This is a genomic window from Streptomyces sclerotialus (assembly GCF_040907265.1).
Taxonomy (GTDB): Bacteria; Actinomycetota; Actinomycetes; order Streptomycetales; family Streptomycetaceae; genus Streptomyces; species Streptomyces sclerotialus.
Genome location: NZ_JBFOHP010000002.1, coordinates 5,357,580 through 5,378,551 on the forward strand (window position 1 = coordinate 5,357,580; position 20,972 = coordinate 5,378,551).

At 72.9% G+C, this 20,972-nt stretch carries 22 protein-coding genes; 10 read left to right on the forward strand and 12 right to left on the reverse strand.

Features of this window, described 5'->3' with window-relative positions; all coding sequences use genetic code 11:
- Positions 1 to 24 precede the first annotated feature (24 nt).
- Positions 25 to 489 (forward strand): sec-independent translocase, encoded by a 465-nt coding sequence (locus AAC944_RS23830; protein WP_030619557.1) that lies wholly within the window; start codon positions 25 to 27, stop codon positions 487 to 489.
- A gap of 117 nt (positions 490 to 606) precedes the next feature.
- Positions 607 to 1,254, forward strand: a complete 648-nt coding sequence (locus tag AAC944_RS23835) for a hypothetical protein (protein ID WP_030619553.1) — start codon at positions 607 to 609, stop codon at positions 1,252 to 1,254.
- Positions 1,255 to 1,413: 159 nt separating this feature from the next.
- On the opposite strand, the gene AAC944_RS23840 is transcribed toward AAC944_RS23835, so the two are convergent.
- The 3 genes from AAC944_RS23840 to AAC944_RS23850 are packed head-to-tail and all read right to left on the reverse strand — an operon-like array spanning position 1,414 to position 4,605.
- On the reverse strand, positions 1,414 to 2,571 hold the full coding sequence (locus tag AAC944_RS23840; protein ID WP_030619551.1) for an Mrp/NBP35 family ATP-binding protein: 1,158 nt from the start codon (positions 2,569 to 2,571) through the stop codon (positions 1,414 to 1,416).
- A 59-nt stretch (positions 2,572 to 2,630) separates the two neighbouring features.
- Complete coding sequence (locus AAC944_RS23845) at positions 2,631 to 3,221, reverse strand: DUF1003 domain-containing protein (RefSeq protein ID WP_030619549.1); 591 nt, start codon at positions 3,219 to 3,221, stop codon at positions 2,631 to 2,633.
- Positions 3,211 to 4,605 (reverse strand): magnesium transporter MgtE N-terminal domain-containing protein, encoded by a 1,395-nt coding sequence (locus AAC944_RS23850; protein ID WP_078888767.1) that lies wholly within the window; start codon positions 4,603 to 4,605, stop codon positions 3,211 to 3,213. The genes AAC944_RS23845 and AAC944_RS23850 overlap by 11 nt, the downstream gene beginning before the upstream one ends.
- 258 nt (positions 4,606 to 4,863) lie before the next feature.
- Between AAC944_RS23850 and AAC944_RS23855 the strand changes: the two genes are divergently transcribed.
- Positions 4,864 to 5,649 carry a hypothetical protein gene (locus tag AAC944_RS23855; protein ID WP_030619546.1) on the forward strand — a complete coding sequence of 262 codons (786 nt, stop codon included), beginning with the start codon at positions 4,864 to 4,866 and terminating at the stop codon, positions 5,647 to 5,649.
- A gap of 40 nt (positions 5,650 to 5,689) precedes the next feature.
- On the opposite strand, the gene AAC944_RS23860 is transcribed toward AAC944_RS23855, so the two are convergent.
- Together AAC944_RS23860 and AAC944_RS23865 are read right to left on the reverse strand one after the other, a co-directional pair.
- The gene (locus AAC944_RS23860) at positions 5,690 to 6,238 is read right to left on the reverse strand and encodes a hypothetical protein (protein WP_030619545.1); all 549 of its coding nucleotides are present in this window, start codon (positions 6,236 to 6,238) and stop codon (positions 5,690 to 5,692) included.
- A gap of 63 nt (positions 6,239 to 6,301) precedes the next feature.
- Positions 6,302 to 7,432 (reverse strand): magnesium and cobalt transport protein CorA, encoded by a 1,131-nt coding sequence (locus AAC944_RS23865; protein ID WP_030619544.1) that lies wholly within the window; start codon positions 7,430 to 7,432, stop codon positions 6,302 to 6,304.
- A 508-nt stretch (positions 7,433 to 7,940) separates the two neighbouring features.
- Between AAC944_RS23865 and AAC944_RS23870 the strand changes: the two genes are divergently transcribed.
- The 4 genes from AAC944_RS23870 to AAC944_RS23885 all read left to right on the forward strand — a co-directional run bounded on the left by AAC944_RS23870 (position 7,941) and on the right by AAC944_RS23885 (position 11,201).
- Positions 7,941 to 8,525, forward strand: coding sequence for a suppressor of fused domain protein (locus AAC944_RS23870; RefSeq protein ID WP_030619532.1), 585 nt, complete (start codon positions 7,941 to 7,943; stop codon positions 8,523 to 8,525).
- Between the two features lie 259 nt (positions 8,526 to 8,784).
- On the forward strand, positions 8,785 to 9,423 hold the full coding sequence (locus AAC944_RS23875) for a DUF6758 family protein (RefSeq protein WP_030619527.1): 639 nt from the start codon (positions 8,785 to 8,787) through the stop codon (positions 9,421 to 9,423).
- 168 nt (positions 9,424 to 9,591) lie between these two features.
- Positions 9,592 to 10,467, forward strand: coding sequence for a PHP domain-containing protein (locus tag AAC944_RS23880; RefSeq protein WP_030619522.1), 876 nt, complete (start codon positions 9,592 to 9,594; stop codon positions 10,465 to 10,467).
- A gap of 128 nt (positions 10,468 to 10,595) precedes the next feature.
- The gene (locus AAC944_RS23885; protein WP_030619520.1) at positions 10,596 to 11,201 is read left to right on the forward strand and encodes a MarC family protein; all 606 of its coding nucleotides are present in this window, start codon (positions 10,596 to 10,598) and stop codon (positions 11,199 to 11,201) included.
- 120 nt (positions 11,202 to 11,321) lie between these two features.
- Here AAC944_RS23885 and AAC944_RS23890 read toward each other — a convergent pair whose 3' ends face one another.
- Positions 11,322 to 11,480, reverse strand: a complete 159-nt coding sequence (locus AAC944_RS23890) for a DUF8834 family protein (RefSeq protein ID WP_181138532.1) — start codon at positions 11,478 to 11,480, stop codon at positions 11,322 to 11,324.
- A 227-nt stretch (positions 11,481 to 11,707) separates the two neighbouring features.
- Here AAC944_RS23890 and AAC944_RS23895 point away from each other — a divergent pair, with 227 nt between their 5' ends.
- The gene (locus AAC944_RS23895) at positions 11,708 to 12,640 is read left to right on the forward strand and encodes an NYN domain-containing protein (RefSeq protein WP_030619518.1); all 933 of its coding nucleotides are present in this window, start codon (positions 11,708 to 11,710) and stop codon (positions 12,638 to 12,640) included.
- Between the two features lie 16 nt (positions 12,641 to 12,656).
- Here the strand turns inward: AAC944_RS23895 and AAC944_RS23900 are convergent, their stop codons facing one another.
- Together AAC944_RS23900 and AAC944_RS23905 are read right to left on the reverse strand one after the other, a co-directional pair.
- Positions 12,657 to 13,532: an alpha/beta fold hydrolase gene (locus tag AAC944_RS23900; RefSeq protein ID WP_030619513.1), complete on the reverse strand. Its 876-nt coding sequence runs from the start codon at positions 13,530 to 13,532 to the stop codon at positions 12,657 to 12,659.
- Positions 13,533 to 13,660: 128 nt separating this feature from the next.
- A complete protein-coding gene (locus AAC944_RS23905; RefSeq protein ID WP_037772825.1) occupies positions 13,661 to 16,198 on the reverse strand; it encodes a DEAD/DEAH box helicase in 2,538 nt (845 codons plus the stop codon).
- A 486-nt stretch (positions 16,199 to 16,684) separates the two neighbouring features.
- Between AAC944_RS23905 and AAC944_RS23910 the strand changes: the two genes are divergently transcribed.
- Positions 16,685 to 17,434, forward strand: coding sequence for a ferritin-like fold-containing protein (locus AAC944_RS23910; protein ID WP_030619507.1), 750 nt, complete (start codon positions 16,685 to 16,687; stop codon positions 17,432 to 17,434).
- Between the two features lie 196 nt (positions 17,435 to 17,630).
- Here AAC944_RS23910 and AAC944_RS23915 read toward each other — a convergent pair whose 3' ends face one another.
- From AAC944_RS23915 to AAC944_RS23930, 4 genes are all read right to left on the reverse strand, one after another.
- The gene (locus tag AAC944_RS23915; protein WP_030619504.1) at positions 17,631 to 17,912 is read right to left on the reverse strand and encodes a hypothetical protein; all 282 of its coding nucleotides are present in this window, start codon (positions 17,910 to 17,912) and stop codon (positions 17,631 to 17,633) included.
- A 249-nt stretch (positions 17,913 to 18,161) separates the two neighbouring features.
- Complete coding sequence (locus AAC944_RS23920; RefSeq protein ID WP_030619489.1) at positions 18,162 to 18,389, reverse strand: DUF3107 domain-containing protein; 228 nt, start codon at positions 18,387 to 18,389, stop codon at positions 18,162 to 18,164.
- A gap of 248 nt (positions 18,390 to 18,637) precedes the next feature.
- A complete protein-coding gene (locus AAC944_RS23925; protein ID WP_030619486.1) occupies positions 18,638 to 19,279 on the reverse strand; it encodes a TetR/AcrR family transcriptional regulator in 642 nt (213 codons plus the stop codon).
- A gap of 147 nt (positions 19,280 to 19,426) precedes the next feature.
- Positions 19,427 to 19,642, reverse strand: coding sequence for a hypothetical protein (locus AAC944_RS23930; RefSeq protein WP_030619483.1), 216 nt, complete (start codon positions 19,640 to 19,642; stop codon positions 19,427 to 19,429).
- A 213-nt stretch (positions 19,643 to 19,855) separates the two neighbouring features.
- Between AAC944_RS23930 and AAC944_RS23935 the strand changes: the two genes are divergently transcribed.
- Positions 19,856 to 20,971, forward strand: coding sequence for an alpha/beta fold hydrolase (locus AAC944_RS23935; protein WP_051872082.1), 1,116 nt, complete (start codon positions 19,856 to 19,858; stop codon positions 20,969 to 20,971).
- The last annotated feature ends 1 nt before the right edge of the window (position 20,972 follow it).

A 20,972-nucleotide genomic window follows, 5' to 3' on the forward strand; every position in this document is an offset into this window, starting at 1 on the left:
ACGGACGGATCAAGGAGCTGCAAGGTGTTCTTCGACATAGGACCCCTAGAGCTGGTCGCGCTCGTGATCCTCGCCGTCCTGATCTTCGGGCCGGACAAGCTGCCCAAGGTCATCCAGGATGTGACGGGATTCATCCGCAAGGTGCGGCAGTTCTCCGACAGTGCCAAGGAGGACATCCGCTCCGAGCTGGGCCCCGAGTTCAAGGACTTCGAGTTCGAGGACCTGAACCCCAAGAACTTCGTACGGAAGCACGTCCTGGAGAAGGAGGAGTACGGCCTCCAGGAGATCCGTGACGGCTTCGATGTGAAGCAGGAGATGGCCGAGGTCACGGAAGCCGTCCGGGGCAACGGGAGCGACGGGGACAGCGGTGTCCGCCACAGCCTCACCAAGGAGACCCCCGCGGCCGGAAGCGGCACGCCGGACCGGCTGACCAAGCGCGAGACGCCCGCCTCCGGGGACCGTCCGCCCTTCGACGACGACGCCACCTGATAAGCCGGTATGCCCGGCTGTGTTGACGCGTATGGCTATGCTCCCCGTGTCCGGGGTGAGGACGCCTGAGGGGGGCGGGCCGCCCACGACGCAGGGCAACGAGGAGGCTCCGCGCAGATGGAGACGAAGAGTCCGGCCGGCGCACACGCGGTGTCCGCTGACACCGGGGAGAAGGTCGACGGCTACCTGAGGGCCGATTTCCCGTGGTACGGCCTGGACGAGGCCTTCACGGGCCCGCGCCGGCTGATGCACGCCGGCGTCACCCCCGAGGGCACGGTCGAGCACGGTTCGCTCGCGCACGGCGAGGAGCCCACCATTCGGGTGGAGACCGTGCCGGATGCCGAGCGCTTCACGGTCGTGGTCACCGTCCCCTGCCGCCCCGTACGGCGCAGCGCCGACGGCACGGGCGTCCTGGAGGCCACCTCGGTCTCCTCGGCGGCCTGGCTGGCCGGTTCCGGGCTGCTGAACTGCACCTGGCCGGTGCAGATGGAGCGGGCGCTGCGGCAGGACTGGCTGGAGCAGCAGACGATGCTCGCGTGGGAGCTGGCGGACGACCTGACGGGTGAGGTCTGGAGCGAGCTCACCCTTCCGGTGGACGGCGTACCGACGCCGTTCCACTACCGCGAATCGGAGTACGGCTGGGTGCTCGCCGGGTCGGCGGGCGACGGCTCGGACGGCGTGCACATCGGCGCGTACGGGCGCGGCATGAGCGCCTACGGCCTCGGCTTCGCCGTCGTCAAGGACCTCAGCGCGTACGAGGGCTGACCCGCCCCGCGAGGCTCACAGCGCGTACGAGGGCTGACGGCCCGCCCCGGCGTGGGACGACGGCGGGCGGGACAGGGCACCGACACGACGAAGGGGCGGACCCGCGGGTCCGCCCCTCGTGACGCCCGGGCACCGCCCGGTGAGCGCTCGGAGCCTGCGTCAGAACTTGTTGCGCGGGGTGATCCCCAGGGACATGCCCGACAGGCCGCGCTGACGGCCGCCCAGCTTCCCGGCGACCGCGCGGATCGCCGCGCCCGCGCCGGAGTCCGGGTCGGTGAGCACGACGGGCTTGCCCGCGTCGCCGCCCTCCCGCAGCCGGACGTCGATCGGAATCGAGCCGAGCACCGGCACCTGCGTACCGGTCGTCTTCGTCAGGCCCTCGGCGACCTGCTGGCCGCCGCCCGTGCCGAAGACGTCGACGATCTGGCCGTCGGGCAGCTCCAGACCGGCCATGTTCTCGACCACGCCGACGATCTTCTGGTGGGTCTGCACGGCGATGGAGCCGGCCCGCTCGGCGACCTCGGCCGCGGCCTGCTGCGGGGTGGTGACCACCAGGATCTCGGCGTTCGGCACCAGCTGGGCGACGGAGATCGCGATGTCACCCGTGCCGGGCGGCAGGTCCAGCAGCAGGACGTCCAGGTCGCCCCAGTACACGTCAGCGAGGAACTGCTGGAGCGCGCGGTGCAGCATCGGGCCGCGCCAGACGACCGGCGCGTTCCCGGGGGTGAACATGCCGATCGAGATGACCTTCACGCCGTTCGCCGACGGCGGCATGATCATGTTCTCGACCTGGGTGGGGCGGCCCTCGGCGCCCAGCATGCGGGGCACGCTGTGGCCGTAGATGTCCGCGTCCACGACGCCGACCTTCAGCCCGTCGGCCGCCATCGCCGCCGCGAGGTTCACCGTCACCGAGGACTTGCCGACACCGCCCTTGCCGGAGGCGACCGCGTACACCCGGGTGAGCGAGCCCGGCTGGGCGAACGGCACCTCGCGCTCGGCGGTGCCGCCGCGCAGCGCGGCCGCCAGCTCCTTGCGCTGCTCGTCGCTCATCACGTCCAGCTCGACGGCGACGCTGGTGACGCCCGCCACCTTCGCGACCGCTTCCCGGACGTTGCTGGTGATCGTCTCGCGCATCGGGCAGCCGGAGACGGTGAGGTAGACCACGACCGACACGGCGCCGTCGGCCGCGATGTCCACCGATTTGACCATCCCCAGCTCGGTGATGGGGCGGTGGATCTCGGGGTCGTTCACCGTCGCGAGCGCATCGCGGATCGCGTCCTCGCTCGGAGCGGCGGTCGTGGGCGTGTCGGTAGCCATGTACTGCATAGTACGGCCGCGCAAAGCGCGTCCCAAAGGCCCGTCGGACGACGTGTGCGTCACTCCCGGTGGCGGCGGCGGGACGGCCGTTCCTCGTACTCCCCGTCGTCCGGACCGGCGTCCCGCCGTTCCTCCAGTTCCTTGAGCATGTCCTGCAGTTCGGAGCGGATCCAGTCGCGGGTGGCGACCTCGCCGAGCCCCAGGCGGAGCGCCGCGACCTCGCGGGTCAGGTACTCGGTGTCGGCGATCGAGCGCTCGTTCTGCTTGCGGTCCTGCTCGTGGGTGACCCGGTCCCGGTCGTCCTGCCGGTTCTGGGCGAGCAGGATCAGCGGCGCGGCGTACGACGCCTGCAGGGACAGCGCCAGGGTCAGGAAGATGAAGGGGTACTCGTCGAAGCGCAGCGGCTCGGGTGCCGTGACGTTCCAGCCGACCCACACGATGATCAGTACGGTCATCCAGACGATGAACCGGCCGGTGCCGAGGAAGCGGGCGATCTTCTCCGACAGCCGCCCGAACGCCTCCGGGTCGTACTCCGGCAGCAGGCTGCGGCGCGGCGCGCGCGGCACGTCCAGCCGGACCCGCTGCCGCTCGCCGGCGGCCGCGGCCGCCCGCGCCCGCTCCTTGGTGCTCTCCCGCTCCTCAGCGCCCATGTGCGCCCCCGCCCGCGGTGCCGGCGGCGCCACTGCCCGTGGTGCCGCCGGGGTGCCCGTTCCCCGGGCCGTCCCGGTGGCCGTCCGGGCTGTTCCCGTGCTCGCCCATGTGATCGGTGGCGTCCACCCCGGGCGCGCCGTGCAGGTCCGTCTCGCGCCAGTCCTCGGGCAGCAGGTGGTCCAGTACGTCGTCGACGGTCACCGCGCCCAGCAGCGACCCGCTCTCGTCCACGACGGGCGCCGCGACCATGTTGTAGGTGGCCAGATAGCTGGTCACGGCGGGCAGCGGGGTGTCCGGCGGCAGCGGCGGCAGGTCGCTCTCCACGATCGCGCCGACGAGGGCGAAGGGCGGGTCGCGCAGCAGCCGCTGGAAGTGGACCACGCCGAGGTACTTGCCGGTCGGCGTCTGGTCCGGCGGCCGGCAGACGTACACCTGGGCGGCGAGTGCGGGGGAGAGGTCGGGGTCGCGTACCCGGGCGAGCGCGTCGGCGACCGTGGCGTCCGCGCCCAGCACGATCGGTTCGGTGGTCATCAGGCCGCCCGCCGTCCGTTCCTCGTACGACATCAGGCGCCGCACGTCGGCCGCGTCCCCCGGCTTCATCAGCGTCAGCAGCCGCTCCTTCTCGTCCTCGGGGAGCTCGGAGAGCAGGTCGGCGGCGTCGTCGGGGTCCATCGCCTCCAGGACGTCGGCGGCCCGCTCGTCCTTCAGTTTGCCGAGGATCTCGACCTGGTCGTCCTCCGGCAGCTCCTCCAGGACGTCGGCGAGCCGGTCGTCGTCCAGCGCGGCGGCCACCTCGACGCGGCGCTTGGGGTTGAGATGGTGCAGGACGCTGGCGAGGTCGGCGGGGTGCAGCTGCTCGAACGTGGCGAGCAGGCTCTCGGCGCCCTGTCCGTGCTCCTCCAGCGAGAAGCCGGTCACCTGCGACCACTCCAGGGTCAACGTTTCTCCCCGGCGACGGAGGGTGCCCCCCTTCCCCTTCCGTACGAAGACCTTCTCGATCTCCCAGTCCCGGCGGGCCGGCAGCTGGGTGATCCCGATGTCCAGGACGGTGGCCTCCTCGCCGGTCTCCACGATCCGCACCCGGCGGTCGAGCAGCTCGCCGAGGACGAGGGTCTCCGAGGCGCGCTGCTCGAAGCGCCGCATGTTCACCACGCCGGTCGTGATCACCTGGCCGGACTCCACGCCCGTCACCCGCGTCATCGGCAGGAAGATCCGGCGCCGGCTGATCACCTCGACGACCAGCCCCAGCAGCCGCGGCGGCCGGCCGCCCACCCGCAGCATGGCCACGAGGTCCCGGACCCGGCCGACCTGGTCGCCGTTGGGGTCGAACACGGCGATGCCGGAGAGGTGCGAGACGAACACCCGGGGGGTGACCACCGCCATGCCGTGCGCCTCCGCTCCTACTCCTCCGGCTCCCGGCGGACCGGGGCAGCCGACTCCCGATAAATCAGGTGAAATCGCGCTTCGGTCGGCTTCAGGCTAGCGCGCCCCACAGGCGGGTGCCCCGGCAGGCACCACCGTACGGCTGTCCGGCCGGTGTCCGCCTCCCTCTCCTCCGAACGGCGTGCGGGGCACCGGTACGCTGCCGTACGCCGTCGAGGCATCCCGCGACCGACCCAGTGCACCAGGAGGCAGGCAGCCGTGACCGCTACTTCGCCAGGAACCAGCCGCCGGCCCCGCACCACCCGCCGCCGCGCGGCACGGGCGACGGCCGCCGTCACGGTGTGCGCGGGCCTGGCGCTGGCGCTGACGGCCTGCGGCGGCGAGGAGGACCCGGACGCGGGCACCAACGGCGTCGGCAAGCTGTCCGCCGCCAAGATCCGGAAGAAGACGCTGGCCGCCGCGGAGGGCGCGAAGAGCGTGCACGTCACCGGCAAGCTCGTCAGCGGCCGCAGCACCTACGAACTCGACATGCAGCTCGCCCACAACGGCGGAAAGGGCACGGTCAGCACCAAGGACACGCGGTTCTCGCTGCTGCGCATCGACCGGTCGCTGTGGGTGAAGGCCGACGCCGACTTCTGGGCGCACCAGAAGGACGCCGCGCCGAGCAAGAACGACAGCGCGGCCGCCGCCAAGCTGGACGGCAAGTACGTGAAGGTGCCCTCCGAGGACCGCACCTACCGCCAGTTCAGCGGCTTCACCGAGAAGGACCCGCTGCTCGACACGCTGCTCTCGCTGCACGGCAGCCTCTCCCGCGGCGCACACGGCGACCTGGACGGCACCCGTACGATCCGCGTCTCGGCGGCGCAGGGCAACGGGGGCACGCTGGACGTCTCCCTGGAGGGCGAGCCCTTCCCGCTGCGTCTCCAGCGGGCCGGCGACGCGGGCGTGGTCCGGTTCGCCGACTGGGGCAAGCACATCGCGCTGGAACGCCCGGCCGACGACCAGGTCGTGGACTACGGGGAGAGCCTCGGCAGCGGGGGCTGAGCGCGCCGGCGTCCGGCTCCGGCGCGGCCTGCCGCGGCGGTCAGCCGCGCCGCTTCTTGCGGCGGAGCAGCTTCGGCAGGGCGGCGGGAACCGGCTCGCGGGTCGTGGCGGAGGTCGCCAGCGGCCGGGCGGCGCCCGCCTCGTCCCCGAAGTCCGTACGGGCGGCGGGCGCCCCGCCCTCGGTGAGCGGGGCCAGCCGCAGCACCCGGCACTCGCGGGCCCACCGCTCCGGCATGGTGTCCGCGTCCGGTGCGTTGAGCCGCTTGCCCTTCAGCTCGCCGACGGCGGCCTCCCAGGCCTCGCTGTGCGGCGCGGCCTCGCTGACCCGGGCCGTCCAGGCGACCAGCCGGCCGCCCTTGTCCTTGCTGCGCACGGTGACCGTGGCGGTGGCGCCGTCGGCGAGGCCGAGGTCCGCCAGCGGCTGCTCCAGGGGGCCGTCGCCCACCAGACACGCGGCGCCGTCGTGCCAGACGTGCCAGAGCGCGCGGGCCGGGCCCTGAGTCCCCTGGACCCAGATGAGGCCGGACTTCTTGGTGGCCTCCTCGATGAGTGCCTGGTCGAGCAGCGGCTGGGGCACGGTCTCCGTCATGCCCGTAAGCCTAGAGCCTGTGTCATGTCCCCGGCCGGGCGGCCGTGCCGCGCCCCGTGGCCGCTACAGCCAGCCGTTGCGCTTGAAGCCGCGGTGGATGCCGAAGCAGATGGCGACCGTGACGATCAGGACCGCCGGGTAGCCGAACTTCCACTGCAGCTCGGGCATGTACTTGAAGTTCATGCCGTAGATCCCCGCGATCATCGTCGGCACCGCGAAGATCGCGGCCCACGAGGTGATCTTGCGCATGTCCTCGTTCTGGGCCACCGTCGCCTGCGCCAGGTTGGCCTGGAGGATGGAGTTCAGCAGGTCGTCGAAGCCGATCACCTGCTCGTTGACGCGTGCGAGGTGGTCGGCGACGTCCCGGAAGTACTTCTGGATGTCGGAGTCGACCAGCCGCATCGGCCGCTCGCTGAGCTGCTGCATCGGCCGCAGCAGCGGCGAGACCGCCCGCTTGAACTCCAGCACCTCACGCTTGAGCTGGTAGATCCGGCCCGCGTCACCGCCCTTGGCGGTGGCGCCCGCCTTGCCCTGGGCCTTGCCGTTCGTGCCGGAGCTGAAGACGTCGATCTCGACCTCGTCGATGTCGTCCTGCACGGCGTCGGCGACCGCGATGTAGCCGTCGACGACCTGGTCGGCGATGGCGTGCAGCACGGCCGAAGGGCCCTTGCCGAGCAGCTCGGGGTCGTCCTGGAGACGGTGCCGCAGCGCGCGCAGCGAGCCCTGGCCGCCGTGCCGGACGGTGACGATGAAGTCCCGGCCGGTGAAGCACATCACCTCGCCGGTCTCCACGACCTCGCTGGTCGCGGTCAGCTCGGCGTGCTCGACGTAGTGGATCGTCTTGAAGACGGTGAAGAGCGTGTCGTCGTACCGCTCCAGCTTGGGCCGCTGGTGCGCGTGGACGGCGTCCTCGACGGCCAGCGGGTGCAGCCCGAACTCCTTGGCGATGCCGGCGAACTCGCGCTCGTTCGGCTCGTGCAGGCCGATCCAGGTGAAACCGCCGTTCTCCTGCACCTCGGCGATGGCCTCGGCCGGGGTGATGTGCTGGGTGACGCGGCGTCCGTCACGGTAGACGCCGCAGTCGACGATGGCGCTGTTGGCCGTGGCGGCGCGGGTGGTCTCGTACTCGTACGGGGAGTCGCCGCGACGCCGGGAGGGGCGGACGGCGGCGCGCAGGTCGCGGATCATCGACATGGCAGGCTCCTTCACGGGCCGGCCGTCAGCCGCGGGCGCGGGGCGTAACGCAACCCGGAACGTGGACGTACGCGGCATCCTCGGCCGTACGTCCGCAAAGCGGGCGGCGTTCCGTGCGTGGGTGCTGACGGCAGTTCGCAGTGCGGAAAGAACAGGGAAAAGCGAGGTGCAGGCGTTCTTCCGTCAGAAGCTGCGGGTGCGAAGGGTCTTCACGCGTTTCGGCGGTACGCGGCCGGGTACGGAAGCTCTCGGAATCAGGAGAGTCGCATCATCAGCGGGAGGACGGGAGAACTGCCGGTACTGCACGGTCGACTAGGATCCATGCCAGTCCCACCTCCTCCGGCCGGTCCCTGCTGGGGGACGACGTCTTTCGCTGACCAGATGGCAAGGCTATCAGCCGACTGAACCGTTACCTGCCCGCTCGGCTGCCGCTTTGCCTGTTCCATACGAACGCCGGCCGCTTCCCCGCGGACGCCGGCCGCGCGCAGGCCGCCCGTATGCTCGCCGCATGTCTGACGTTCTTGAGCTGGTCGAGGCCCGGCTGCTGATGGCCCTGGGGGAGCCGGACGCGCGCGCGGCGGTGACGTTCCTCGGTACGGACCGCATCGAAGTACTGCGCTACGCCGACGCCGAGCTGGTGCGATACGTCACGCTCGGCATGTCGGCCAGTCCCATGACCGACCCCTCGGAGGTCCTCGCCGACCCGCTCCGCGGCCCCCGCGCCGAACTGGTCCTGACCGTGCGGAACGGCCGCGCCGACACCGACAAGGCACTCAGGCCCCTCGCCGTGCTGGCCGCATCCCCGCAGGTCGAGGGCGTCGTCGTGGCCCCCGGCGCCTCCCTGGACGTGGGCGAGCCGCTGTGGCCCGGCGCCCCCTTCACCTCGGTACTGGTCAGCGAGGGCGGCGGGATCGTCGAGGACCTGGAGCTGGATGCCCCCCTGGAGCCGGTGCGTTTCCTGCCGCTGCTCCCCATGACGCCCAACGAGGCGGCCTGGAAGCGGGTCCATGGTGCCGCCGCCCTGGAGGAGCGCTGGCTCCAGCGGGGCACCGACCTGCGCGACCCGCTGCGTGGCGGCGTCCCCTTGGACTGACGCACAGAGATCGAAACGCCACGGTACGAAGTTGGCGTGATGTCAGTGCCTCAGTGGCTCGAATGTGGCCGGTGGCGACGGAGTCTGTGGCTGCGCGCCCTTCCGGGCGCCCTTTCTGCCGTGCCGACGTGGTGGGCGCCTGCACGGGACAAGGCGGACACCCCATGCATGCCGACTGCACCTGACGGAGCGGCGCCGGACAGCCCGGACGGGTGATCGTCCTTGACGCGCGGGCGGCCCTGGAGGACCGTTGAGCCCTATGAGGGGCGAACCCAGTTGCCCGAAGTGCGGTGGCCGGGTGCGGGCGCCCGGTCTCTTTGCCGACTCCTGGCAGTGCGGCGTGCACGGCACCGTGCACCCACTCCAGCCGGTCGTGCCGCCGAGCGTCGAAGCGCTGGCCGTCGTGGTCAATCGCGCGCGCGTTCCCGTATGGATGCCGTGGCCGCTGCCGGTGGGCTGGCTGTTCACGGGCGTGGCCTGCGCCGGGGACGACCGCAGCGGCGGCCGGGCGACCGCGGTGGCCTGCTCGGGTCCCGGGCCGCTGGGCGGCCCCGGCGAGCTGGTGCTGGTCGCCGAGGAGCTCGGCGTGGGTCTCGGCGCCCGGTACGCCGGTATCGAGGGCCCGGACCCGGGCGCGCGCATGCGGGTGGAGGAGCCGCCGCACGCCAAGGTGATGGCCGCGGGCCGGCCGACCCCGTTGTGGCACGTCGAGGGCGTTCCCGAGGACCGTGCCGTCTTCGCGGGCGAGGCGCGCGGGCTGTGGCTGTGGGCGGTCGTCTGGCCCGAGCAGTCCGGGATGCTGATGTACGACGAGCTGGTCCTCACCGACCTGCGGGACGCGGGGGCCGAGGTCGACCTGCTGCCGTGCGGCGCGCTGTCCCCGCGCATCCTGTCCTGAGGGCCCCCGCGGACGGCGGACCGCTCCCTGGCGCACTGAGAGCGGTGTCACGTCCGGCCGACGGGTAGCCGGACGTGCGGCGGTTATCCTTTGGGCGTCCCCTGTTGTCCGGCGCCCTGTCCGGCCGTTGCCCGGTCCGCCGCCCCGTCCGCGTCTGGAGTCCGTGTCGTGCGTATCGACCTGCACACCCACTCCACCGCGTCCGACGGCACGGACACCCCGGCCGAGCTGGTACGCAATGCCGCCGACGCCGGGCTGGACGTCGTCGCGCTCACGGACCACGACACCGTCGGCGGGCACGCCGAGGCCAGGGCCGCGCTGCCGCCCGGGCTGACGCTCGTGACCGGTGCCGAGCTGTCCTGCCGGCTGCCCGCGCGCGACGGCAGCGGCGACGGCATCAGCCTGCACATGCTGGCCTACCTCTTCGACCCCGACGAGCCCGAGCTCGCCCGTGAGCGGGAGCTCGTACGGGACGACCGGATCCCCCGCGCCCAGGGCATGGTCGCCAAGCTCCAGGAGCTGGGCGTCCCCGTCACCTGGGAGCAGGTGGCCCGGATCGCCGGTGACGGCGCCGTCGGCCGGCCGCACATCGCCACCGCCATGGTCGAGCTGGGCGTCGTGCCGACCGTCTCCGACGCCTTCACCCCCGAGTGGCTGGCCAACGACGGCCGGGCGTACGTCGAGAAGCACGAGCTGGACCCCTTCGAGGCGGTCCGGCTGGTCAAGGCCGCGGGCGGGGTCACCGTCTTCGCGCACCCGCTGGCCGTCAAGCGCGGCGTGTGCGTTCCCGAGAGCGCGATGGCCGAGCTGGCCGCCGCCGGGCTGGACGGCATCGAGGTCGACCACATGGACCACGACGCGCCGACCCGCGACCGGCTGCGCGGCATCGCCGCCGACCTCGGCGTGCTCACCACCGGCTCCAGCGATTACCACGGCAGCCGCAAGACCTGCCGGCTCGGCGAGTACACCACCGACCCGGAGATCTACGGGGAGATCGTGCGCCGGGCGACCGGCGCGTTCCCCGTGCCGGGCGCCGGCGGCTGACCCGGCCCGCCCGGCCGTACACCTTTCCGCCCTTCCCGGGCTCTCCTCCGGCGCCCCGCGCCGTCCTCTTCCGCTCGCCCGCGCGCCGTGCCGCGCGCGTGCTTCCGTACCACCGCAAGGCCATCACCGTGCTCGACCTCGCCGTCTTCGGATCCCTGTTCCTCACACTGTTCGTGATCATGGATCCCCCCGGAATCACCCCGATCTTCCTCGCCCTGACCTCGGGCCGCCCGGCCAAGGTGCAGCGCCGGATGGCCTGGCAGGCGGCGGCGGTCGCGTTCTGTGTCATCGCCGTCTTCGGCGTCTGCGGCCGCCAGATCCTGGCCTACCTGCACATCTCCACGCCCGCGCTGATGATCGCGGGCGGGCTGCTGCTCCTGCTGATCGCGCTCGACCTGCTGACGGGGAAGTCGGAGGAGCCGACGCAGACCAAGGACGTCAACGTGGCGCTGGTGCCGCTGGGCATGCCGCTGCTGGCCGGGCCCGGTGCGATCGTGTCGGTGATCCTCGCCGTGCAGCACGCCGACGGGGTCACCGGTCAGGTCTCGGTCTGGGCGGCGATCGCCGCGATCCACGTGGTGCTGTGGCTGGTGATGCGCTTCTCGCTGGTGATCATTCGAGTGATCAAGGACGGCGGGGTGGTGCTGGTGACGCGCCTCGCGGGGATGATGCTCTCCGCGCTGGCCGTGCAGCAGATCATCAACGGGGTGACCCAGGTGGTCAACGGCGCCTGAGCCACGTACGCCAGGACCGCCGCCGCGCCCCGGAAACACGCCGCCCCCGTACGGATCGTCCGTACGGGGGCGCTGCTGTCGGCCGGCCGGCGAGCCGGCGGGCCGGGGGGCGGGGCCGCGTTACGAAGCGGCCGCCGCGGAATCGGCGGGGCGGATGTAGATGCGCTGGCCGATGGCGGCGGCCTGCTGCACGATCCGGTTGACGGAGGCGGCGTCCACGACGGTGCTGTCCACGGCCGTGCCGTTGACATCGTCAAGGCGCATGATCTCGAAGCGCATAAAGGGCTTCTCCCTTCGTCTGATCCTCCTGAGGAGAACTGCTGGGCGGCGCGGGTGCCTGTCGTCTGTGTCAGGCGCGCCACCTGTGACAACGATGTGCCCTGAGCAATAATTCCCTACGCTAAGGAAAATTTTCGAGTGTCTAATTACTCACAAGTAAGTTCAGTCGTCCCACGGCACCCGGCCGGTTGTGTCTCCCCCGTACCCGCCAGGAGAATCGAACCGGTATGAACGACGACGTCCGGCCCGTGGGCCCCACCGACCTCGCCGCTGTCGTGGCGGGCATCGAGCGCACCAACGAGCTGCTCAACCGCGTCCTGGCCGAGGTCGCCACGACCCCTTCCACACACGCGGTCTTCGTCGACGCGGGCTATCTGTACGCCGCGGCCGGCCGGCTGGTCACCGGCACGGAGGACCGCCGCTCCTTCGACCTGGACGCCGAGGGGATCATCGACGCCTTCATCGAGATGACCCGCACGGTCTTCCCGGACAGCCGGCTGCTGCGGGTGTACTGGTACGACGGCGCGCGGCGCCGCATCCACACCCTGGAGCAGCAGTCCATCGCCGAGCTCCCCGACGTCAAGGTCAGGCTCGGCAACCTCAACGCCAACAACCAGCAGAAGGGCGTCGACTCCCTGATCCGCTCCGACCTGGAGTCGCTCGCCCGGCACCGCGCCATCAGCGACGCCGTCCTCATCGGCGGCGACGAGGACCTGGTCTCCGCGGTCGAGGCGGCCCAGGGGTACGGCGCGCGGGTGCACCTGTGGGGCATCGAGGCCGTCGACGGGCGCAACCAGGCCGAGCCGCTGCTCTGGGAGGTCGACAGCCAGCGCACCTTCGACCTGGAGTTCTGCAAGCCGTACGTCACCGAGCGCACCCTCCACGACGGCGGCCCCGCAGGACCGGCCGACGACGGCCCGGCGCCCAGCCGCGAGGACGTCCGCTTCGTCGGCGCACAGGTCGCCGCCCAGTGGCTGGCCTCCCGCGGCCGCGACTGGACGGCCGACCTGCTGCCCGGCCACCCCTACCTCCCGGGCGCCGTCGACCAGGACCTGCTGACCACCGCCGAGGGGCTGCTGCGGCACTCCCTGCGCCCGTACGCGGATCTCCGGCGGGTGCTGCGGGACGGCTTCTGGGAGCACGTACGCGCGCAGTTCTGAGCCGCCCCGCACCCGGCTACCGCCCGGCGGTGCCGTCCCCGGCCGCGTCCCAGAAGGACACCAGGGCCGCCGCCGTCTCCGCCGGCCGCTCGACGTTGGGGGAGTGCTCGGCGCCCGCGATGACCGTACGGCGGGCACCGAGCCGCGCGGCCATCTCGTCCATCAGCGGCACCGGCCAGGCGTAGTCGACGGCCCCGGACAGTACGTGCTTGGGCAGCGGTACGGCGGCCAGCGCGGCCACCCGGTCCGGCTCGCCCGCTATCTGCCGCGCGGTGCCGATCAGCTGCTCCGGCACGGTGCCGAGCCAGCGGCGGTGCAGGAACTCGGCGATCACCGGCGGGGTGGTCTCGCCCGCCGCCTCCGGCGGGTCCAGGTCCCGCATCGCCTGCCAGACGGCCTCCATGCTCATCGTGGTCAGCGCGTCGATCAGCATCTTGGCGCGGGCCCGCTGCTCGGGGGCGACCGCCGCGGGGCCCGAACTCAGCAGGGTCAGCGAGCGGTACGGCGCGGCGTCGTCGAGCACCGCGGCCCGCGCCAGCAGCCCGCCGAGCGAATGGCCCAGCAGGTGCACCGGGCCGGCGTCGAGCGCGGCCGCCTGCGCGGCGATGTCCCGCGCCAACTCGCCCTGCGTGTAAGCCTGTTCCTCGCGCGGGCCGGGGGTCTCGTACTGGCCTCTGCCGTCCACGGCCACGGTGCGGTACCCGGCCGCCGCCAGCGGTGCGAGCAGCGGGAGGAAGTCCTCCTTGCTGCCGGTGAAGCCCGGTACCAGCAGGGCGGTGCCGCGTACCGGACCGTCGGGACGCGCGTCGTGCACCGCGAACTCACCTCGCGCGGTGGCGAGTCGGTACGCACCGGCGCACGCGGGCAGATCGAGGAACGGAGGCCTACTCATGGCCCCGAGGCTATCCGGCGCGTGTGACCGGCGGGTGCCGGAGAGATGACCTCCGCTCCCCGGGCCGCGCGCCACGGACGACGGCCCCGCACCGCCTGAGCGGTACGGGGCCGTCGGTGGCCTGCGGATCAGCCCTCGGCCGAGGCCTCGGCGGGCGCCGCCGTCTTCTTGGCCGTGGTCTTGCGCGTCCGGCGCGGCTTGGCCGGAACCTCATCCGTCGCGTCGTCCCCGGTGGCCGCTTCGGCCTTCTCGGCGGTCTTCTTGGCGGCGGTCTTGCGCGTCCGGCGGGGCTTGGCCGGGGCCTCGGCGGTCGCCTCGGCCACGGGCTCGGTGCCCTCGGCGGTGTCCACCGCGGCCTCCGCCTTCTTGGCGGCGGCCTTGCGCGTACGGCGCGGCTTGGCCGGGGCCTCGTCCTGCGCGTCCGTGCCCTCGGCGGCCTCGACGGCGGCCTCGGCCTTCGCGGTGGTCTTCTTCGCGGCGGTCTTGCGCGTCCGGCGGGGCTCGGCCGGGGCCTCGGCGGTCGCCTCGGCCGCGGGCTCGGTGCCCTCGGCGGTGTCCACCGCGGCCTCCGCCTTCTTGGCGGCGGCCTTGCGCGTACGGCGCGGCTTGGCCGGGGCCTCGTCGTCCTGCGCGTCCGTGCCCTCGGCGGCCTCGACGGCGGCCTCGGCCTTCGCGGTGGTCTTCTTGGCGGCCGTCTTCCGCGTACGGCGCGGCTCGGCGGCCGGCGCGTCCTCGGCGGCCTCGGCCGGCGCCGGTTCCGTGGCGACGCTCTCCGCGGTGGCGCGCTCGGCGGCCTTCTTCGCGGCCTCCTCGGCGGCGCGGCGTTCGGCGGCCAGGCGCCGCGCGGCGACCTCGACCGTCTGGAAGCCCACGGAGGTGTCCTCCTTCGTGACCACGACCGGGCGCCGGGGCGCCGGAGTCCTGGTCACGGGGGTCCGGCTCGCGGCGGGGGCGGCCACGGTCCCGTCGGCCGTGCCCTGCGTGGCGCGGGTGCCGCGGCTGCGACGGCGGCGCGGCCTGGCCGGCGCCTCCTGCGTGGTGTCCGGGCCGGTGGTGTCCGGGCCGGTGGCCTGCGCCGGGACGGCCGCGGTGACGGTGCCCTCGGCGGTGTCCACCGCGGTCTCCGCCTTCTTGACCGGCTCGGCCTGCTCGGCGGCGGCCGGCGCGGGCTCGGCCACGGCGTGCGCGGTGGCGGTCGCGGTCGTGGCGGCGGCGGACGTGGCGGCGGAAGCCCCGCTGCGGGTGCGGCGACGGCGGCGCAGCTGACGGGGTGCGGCCGTGCCCTCGGCGGTGTCGGCCGCGGCCTCGGCGGCCTCGTCGCCCTGCGGCGCCGCGGCACCGGTCTCGGCGCCGGCCTCGACGGGGGCGCCACTGCGCGTACGACGGCGCTTGCGCGGCGTACGCGTACGCTGCGGGCGCTCCTCCTCGCGCTGCTCACGGCCGTCCCGGCGCGGACCGCCGCGGCCGCGGCCGCCGGTCTCGCCGAGGTCCTCGACCTCCTCGGCGGCCAGGCCCGCGCGGGTGCGCTCCGAGCGCGGCAGCACGCCCTTGGTGCCCTCGGGGATGTTCAGCAGCTCGTAGAGGTGCGCGGAGGTGGAGTAGGTCTCCTCCGGGTCGTTGAACGGCAGGTCCAGCGCCTTGTTGATCAGCTGCCAGCGCGGGATGTCGTCCCAGTCGACCAGCGTGACGGCGGTGCCCTTGGCGCCCGCCCGGCCCGTACGGCCGATGCGGTGCAGGTAGGTCTTCTCGTCCTCGGGGGACTGGTAGTTGATGACGTGCGTCACACCCTCGACATCGATGCCGCGCGCCGCGACATCGGTGCACACGAGGACGTCGACCTTGCCGTTGCGGAACGCGCGCAGCGCCTGCTCGCGGGCGCCCTGGCCGAGGTCGCCGTGGACGGCGCCGGAGGCGAAGCCGCGGCGCGCGAGCTGGTCGGCGATGTCCGCCGCGGTGCGCTTCGTACGGCAGAAGATCATCGCGAGCCCGCGGCCCTCGGCCTGCAGGATGCGCGAGACCATCTCCGGCTTGTCCATGGAGTGCGCGCGGAAGACGTGCTGGGTGATGTTGGCGACCGTGGCGCCCTCGTCGTCGGGCGAGGTGGCGCTGATGTGGGTCGGCTGCGACATGTAGCGCCGGGCCAGCGAGATGACCTGGCCGGGCATGGTCGCGGAGAACAGCATGGTCTGCCGCTTGGCCGGCAGCTGCTGGATGATCTTCTCGACGTCCGGCAGGAAGCCGAGGTCGAGCATTTCGTCGGCCTCGTCCAGGACCAGGGCGCGGACCTGGGAGAGGTTCAGCTTCTTCTGGCCCGCGAGGTCCAGGAGGCGGCCCGGGGTGCCGACGACGACGTCGACGCCCTTCTGGAGCGCCTCGACCTGCGGCTCGTACGCGCGGCCGCCGTAGATGGCGAGGACGCGGACGTTACGGACCTTGCCGGCGGTCAGCAGGTCGTTGGTGACCTGCTGGCACAGCTCACGGGTGGGGACGACGACCAGGGCCTGCGGCGCGTCGGTCAGCTGCTCGGGCTCCGCCCGGCCGGACTCGACGTCGGCGGGGACGGTGACGCGCTCCAGGAGCGGCAGACCGAAGCCCAGCGTCTTGCCGGTGCCGGTCTTGGCCTGGCCGATGACGTCGGAGCCGGAGAGGGCGACCGGGAGGGTCATGGCCTGGATGGGGAACGGGGTCGTGATGCCGACGGCCTCGAGGGCTTCGGCGGTCTCGGGGAGGATCCCGAGGTCTCGGAACGTAGACAGGATGCTTGCCTCTTCTGTGAGTCGCGGCGCGAGGCGTCGAAGGGGATCAACCGTGCCTTCTCACCGTCGTACGGGTCGTACTCGGCGCGGCCCGGCCTCCTAGGGCCGGATGGCGCGGGACCACTGCCTTCGCTCAGGCGCTCGTGCCGCGAGCGGTGTCCCTCCTGCCGCGCGTACGTCTCGTACGCGCCGCAACAGAGGGCGGTCGGGTGTGGGAGCCGATCGGGCCACCGACCGGGCATCCGCATGCGTGGCAGACCCACCGATAGTCGGCGGGCTCAATACCACCATACCCCGGATGAGCGCATGTGTGTCCGGGCAATCGTTCGGTCGGGTGGGACCCGAGAGGCTGACCAGGCCCTTCCCCGGGTTGCGGGGCGGGCTATTGTGCGCTCCATGGAGACGCCTGACAACGCCACCGCCGACGCCCCCGCCACGCCCGACGAACCCACCGGGATCGCCGCCCGGACCTGGGAGCAGGCCGCCGCCGACCCGCAGTACCGCGCCGCGGTCGTCGACCTGCTCGGCGCCCTCGCGTACGGCGAGCTGGCCGCCTTCGAGCGGCTGGCCGAGGACGCCAAGCTGGCGTCCACGACGGACGACAAGGCGGAGCTGGCGAAGATGGCGTCGGCGGAGTTCCACCACTTCGAGCGGCTGCGGGAGCGGCTCGCGCAGATCGACGCGGAGCCCAACGCGGCCATGGAGCCGTTCGCCGCGGCGCTGGACGAGTTCCACCGCCAGACCGCGCCGTCGGACTGGCTGGAGGGCCTGGTCAAGGCGTACGTGGGCGACTCCATCGCCAGCGACTTCTACCGTGAGGTGGCGGCCCGGCTGGACTCCGACACCAAGGAGCTGGTGCTCGGTGTGCTGGACGACACAGGGCACGCCTCCTTCGCCGTCGAGAAGGTCCGCGCGGCCATCGAGGCCGACCCGCGGGTCGGCGGCCGGCTCGCGCTGTGGGCGCGCCGCCTGATGGGCGAGGCGCTCTCGCAGGCGCAGCGGGTGGTCGCGGAGCGCGACGCGCTCTCCACGATGCTGGTCGGCGGGGTCGCCGACGGCTTCGACCTGGCGGAGGTCGGCCGGATGTTCTCGCGCATCACCGAGGCGCACACCAAGCGGATGGCGGCCCTGGGGCTGGCCGCCTGAGTCCTGGCGGCGGCCCGGGCGGTCCGGCCGGGCCGCCCGTTCTCCTCCGAGGAAGCTCACGCCGTGGGCCCCGTACCGCGTCGCGCGGTGCGGGGCCCACCGTGCGGAACGCGCCGTTTCTCCGCCCGTACATCGGCCGGAAAGCGTCCGTCACGGTCCGTCCGCACCGGACCGCGGCCCGGTCTCCCCGGGCTCGTCAGGCCGGCGCTGACCGGCGCAGCCGACGGGCCCCCGGCCGGGGCTCGGGACGCATCAGCAGCGAGAGCAGTGCGGCGCAGACCCCCACGGCTGCGAGCAGGACGGCGGGGGCCCACCCGGGGCCCAGGACCGTGTGGGCCACCAGCGCGCCGAAGACGGCCGCGCCGGGCCCCGTGGCCAGCGTCAGGCTCCGTGACGGGAAGCGGCCGGGCAGTCGCCGCACGGCGGCGAGGGCGATGGCGAGGCCCAGGGCGGCGGCGCCGAGCACTTCGAAGATCATGGTTCCCCTCCCGCGCGATGACGCCGTCGTGATGCGGCGGTGTCACTGTCGTTCGTGGGCGGTCGTACCCAAGGGGCGCCACGGGCAATCGTGCCGGGCCGGACAAAGGTGCGATCACGGTCCCGAGCTGGGAAAAGTACGCGTCGGTGGCGGACGGCGCGGGCAGGGGGCGCACGCACGACGGGCGGCGGCCCGGGGAACGTCTCCCCGGGCCGCCGCCCGTCCTACGTGCTGTGCTGCGGCAGCGTCCTACAGCGCGCCGAAGCCCACCTTGCGCCCGGCCGGCTCGCCGATCTCGACGTACGCCAGGCGGTCCGCCGGCACCAGGACCTTGCGGCCGTGTTCGTCCTCCAGGCTCAGCAGCTGCGACTTGCCGGCCAGCGCGGCGGACACCGCGCTCTCGACCTCCTCGGCAGACTGCGAGCTCTCCAGGACGATCTCGCGGGGCGCGTGCTGCACGCCGATCTTGACCTCCACGGCTTATGTCCCTCCGACGGTCTCGGTCCCCCCGGGCTGACCAGGGGGCGGGGTGCGCGACGATCCGCGCCGTACGCAGCACACATTAGCCCGGTACGGGGACGGACAGGACGTCACGGAGCACGCCCGCAGCGAACACGGGAGCCGCAGGTGCCCGTCCGGCATCCGGGAGGGCCTCCGTGGCGGGCGTCGGCGTCCGTTTCAGGGGCGGCCGACGCCCGCTCCGGATACGGGGCGCGTGCCTGTTCTCAGTGGCCTTCGGTGCCGTGCAGCGGGAAGCCCGCGATGCCCTTCCAGGCCAGCGACGTCAGCAGCTGCACCGCCGTGTCACGGGTGACCGTGCGCTCACTGGAGAGCCAGTACCGCGCGACCACCTGAGACACGCCGCCCAGGCCCACCGCCAGCAGCATGGACTCTTCCTTGGACAGCCCGGTGTCCTCGGCGATCACGTCGCTGATCGCCTCGGCGCACTGCAGCGAGACCCGGTCCACGCGCTCCCGGACGGCCGTCTCGTTGGTCAGATCCGACTCGAACACCAGTCGGAACGCGCCGCCCGGGTCCTCCACGTACGCGAAGTACGCGTCCATCGTCGCCGCGACCCGCTGCTTGTTGTCCGTGGTGGACGCCAGCGCCGTCCGCACCGAGTGCAGCAGCGCCTCGCAGTGCTGGTCCAGCAGGGCGAGATAGAGGTCGAGCTTGCCGGGGAAGTGCTGGTAGAGCACCGGCTTGCTGACGCCGGCCCGCTCGGCGATGTCGTCCATCGCCGCAGCGTGGTACCCCTGTGCCACGAAGACTTCCTGTGCAGCGCCCAGGAGCTGGTTGCGCCGCGCTCGGCGCGGCAGGCGCGTGCCCCGAGGGCGCGCGGCCTCTGTCTGCTCGATGGCGCTCACGCCGCCTCCCAGTGTCGTTCCGTACGAGATGCACACAGCACGGTGCACCGCGCCCGCCATCGTACTTTTGGGTAACGAGGCTGTGCGCGGTCCAGGCCGAGAATTTATCCGCCCGGGGCCCGAGGGAAGCCGACATACCGGTTCAGGTCACCGGTAATCGTCTTCGTCGAGCTCGACCAACCGGGCCTGTTCTGCGCGGTCTGCTTCGTTCGCTCCGTCGGGGTCACCGCCGGTCAGCGCGTCGTCATGGTGCGGAGCGAGGTCCGCTTGCTGTTCCTGGGCGTCCGCCTCGGGTGCTTCCGCGCCGATTTCGGTCACCTCGTCCTGGTCGAAGGTATCCGGTTCTGTGGGGTCGACAGGCATGGTGGCTCCCCTTTCCTGGGTGAGCGTCCTTTACACGAGCCTAGGAGAGGGGAATGTCCGGCGCGACGTGGTACGCGCCGCGAACGGGTGGCGGTTCCGGGGCGCGCGGCCGGGCCGGGGAGCGGCGCCGCCACGAGGGTGCCGACCGTGACGCGAGAGACGTGTGATGGCGAACACACCGGATGGGGTGTGATCGTCTCGTAACATCGACGCATGTCTTCCACGGAGCCGCCGGACACCCGAACCGCGCTCCCGGTGCCGCCCGGGGGGCCCGGCCCGTATGTCGGCGCCGAGGAGACGCTGCGCAGCGTGAGCCTGCCGGGCGTCACGCTCAGCGTCCGCGCGCCCGCCAGAGTGCGCGAGGGACTGCCGCCCGCCCTGTACGTCCATGGCCTCGGCGGCTCGTCGCAGAACTGGTCGGCCCTGATGGCGCTGCTCGCCGACCGGGTGGACGGCGAGGCCGTCGACCTGCCCGGCTTCGGCGACTCCCCGCCTCCGGACGACGGCAACTACTCCATCAGCGGCCAGGCCCGTACGGTCATCCGCTTCCTCGACCACCGCGGCCGCGGCCCCGTGCACCTCATCGGCAACTCCATGGGCGGCGCGGTCTCGACCCGGATCGCCGCGGTCCGCCCCGACCTCGTACGGACCCTCACCCTGGTCTCGCCCGCCCTCCCCGAACTGCGGCCGCAGCTGAGCGCGCTGCCCACGGGGCTGCTGGCGCTGCCCGGCGCGACCACCCTCTTCAGCCGCCTGACACGGGAGTGGACGGCCGAGCGCCGCACCCGTGAGGTGCTGGCCCTCTGTTACGGCGACCCCGGCAAGGCCACGCCCGAGGAGGTGGCCGCGGCGGTCGAGGAGACCGAGCGCCGGCTCCAGCTGCCGTACTTCTGGGAGGTCATGGAGCGCGCCTCGCGCGGCATCGTGAGCGCCTACACGATCGGCGGCCAGCACAACCTGTGGCGGCAGGCGGAGCGCGTCCTCGCGCCGACCCTGCTCATCTACGGCGGGCGGGACCGGCTGGTCTCCTTCCGTATGGCGCGCCGGGCCGCCGCCGCCTTCCGGGGCTCGCGCCTGCTCACGCTCCCCGAGGCGGGCCACGTCGCGATGATGGAGTACCCGTCCACGGTCGCCCGGGCGGTCCGCGAGCTGCTGGACGACACCGAGCCCGTGACCTCCGAGGGCGCGGCGGACGGCAGGAAGGGCGGTATCCCGCCCGGCATCGGCACGGGCGGCGCCCCGCCCGGGGGCGCCTCGGGCGGCGGCGCCTCGGGCGGCGGCGCCGACGACGCGCCGGGTGACACGACAGCCGATGCGGGCAGGAGCTGAA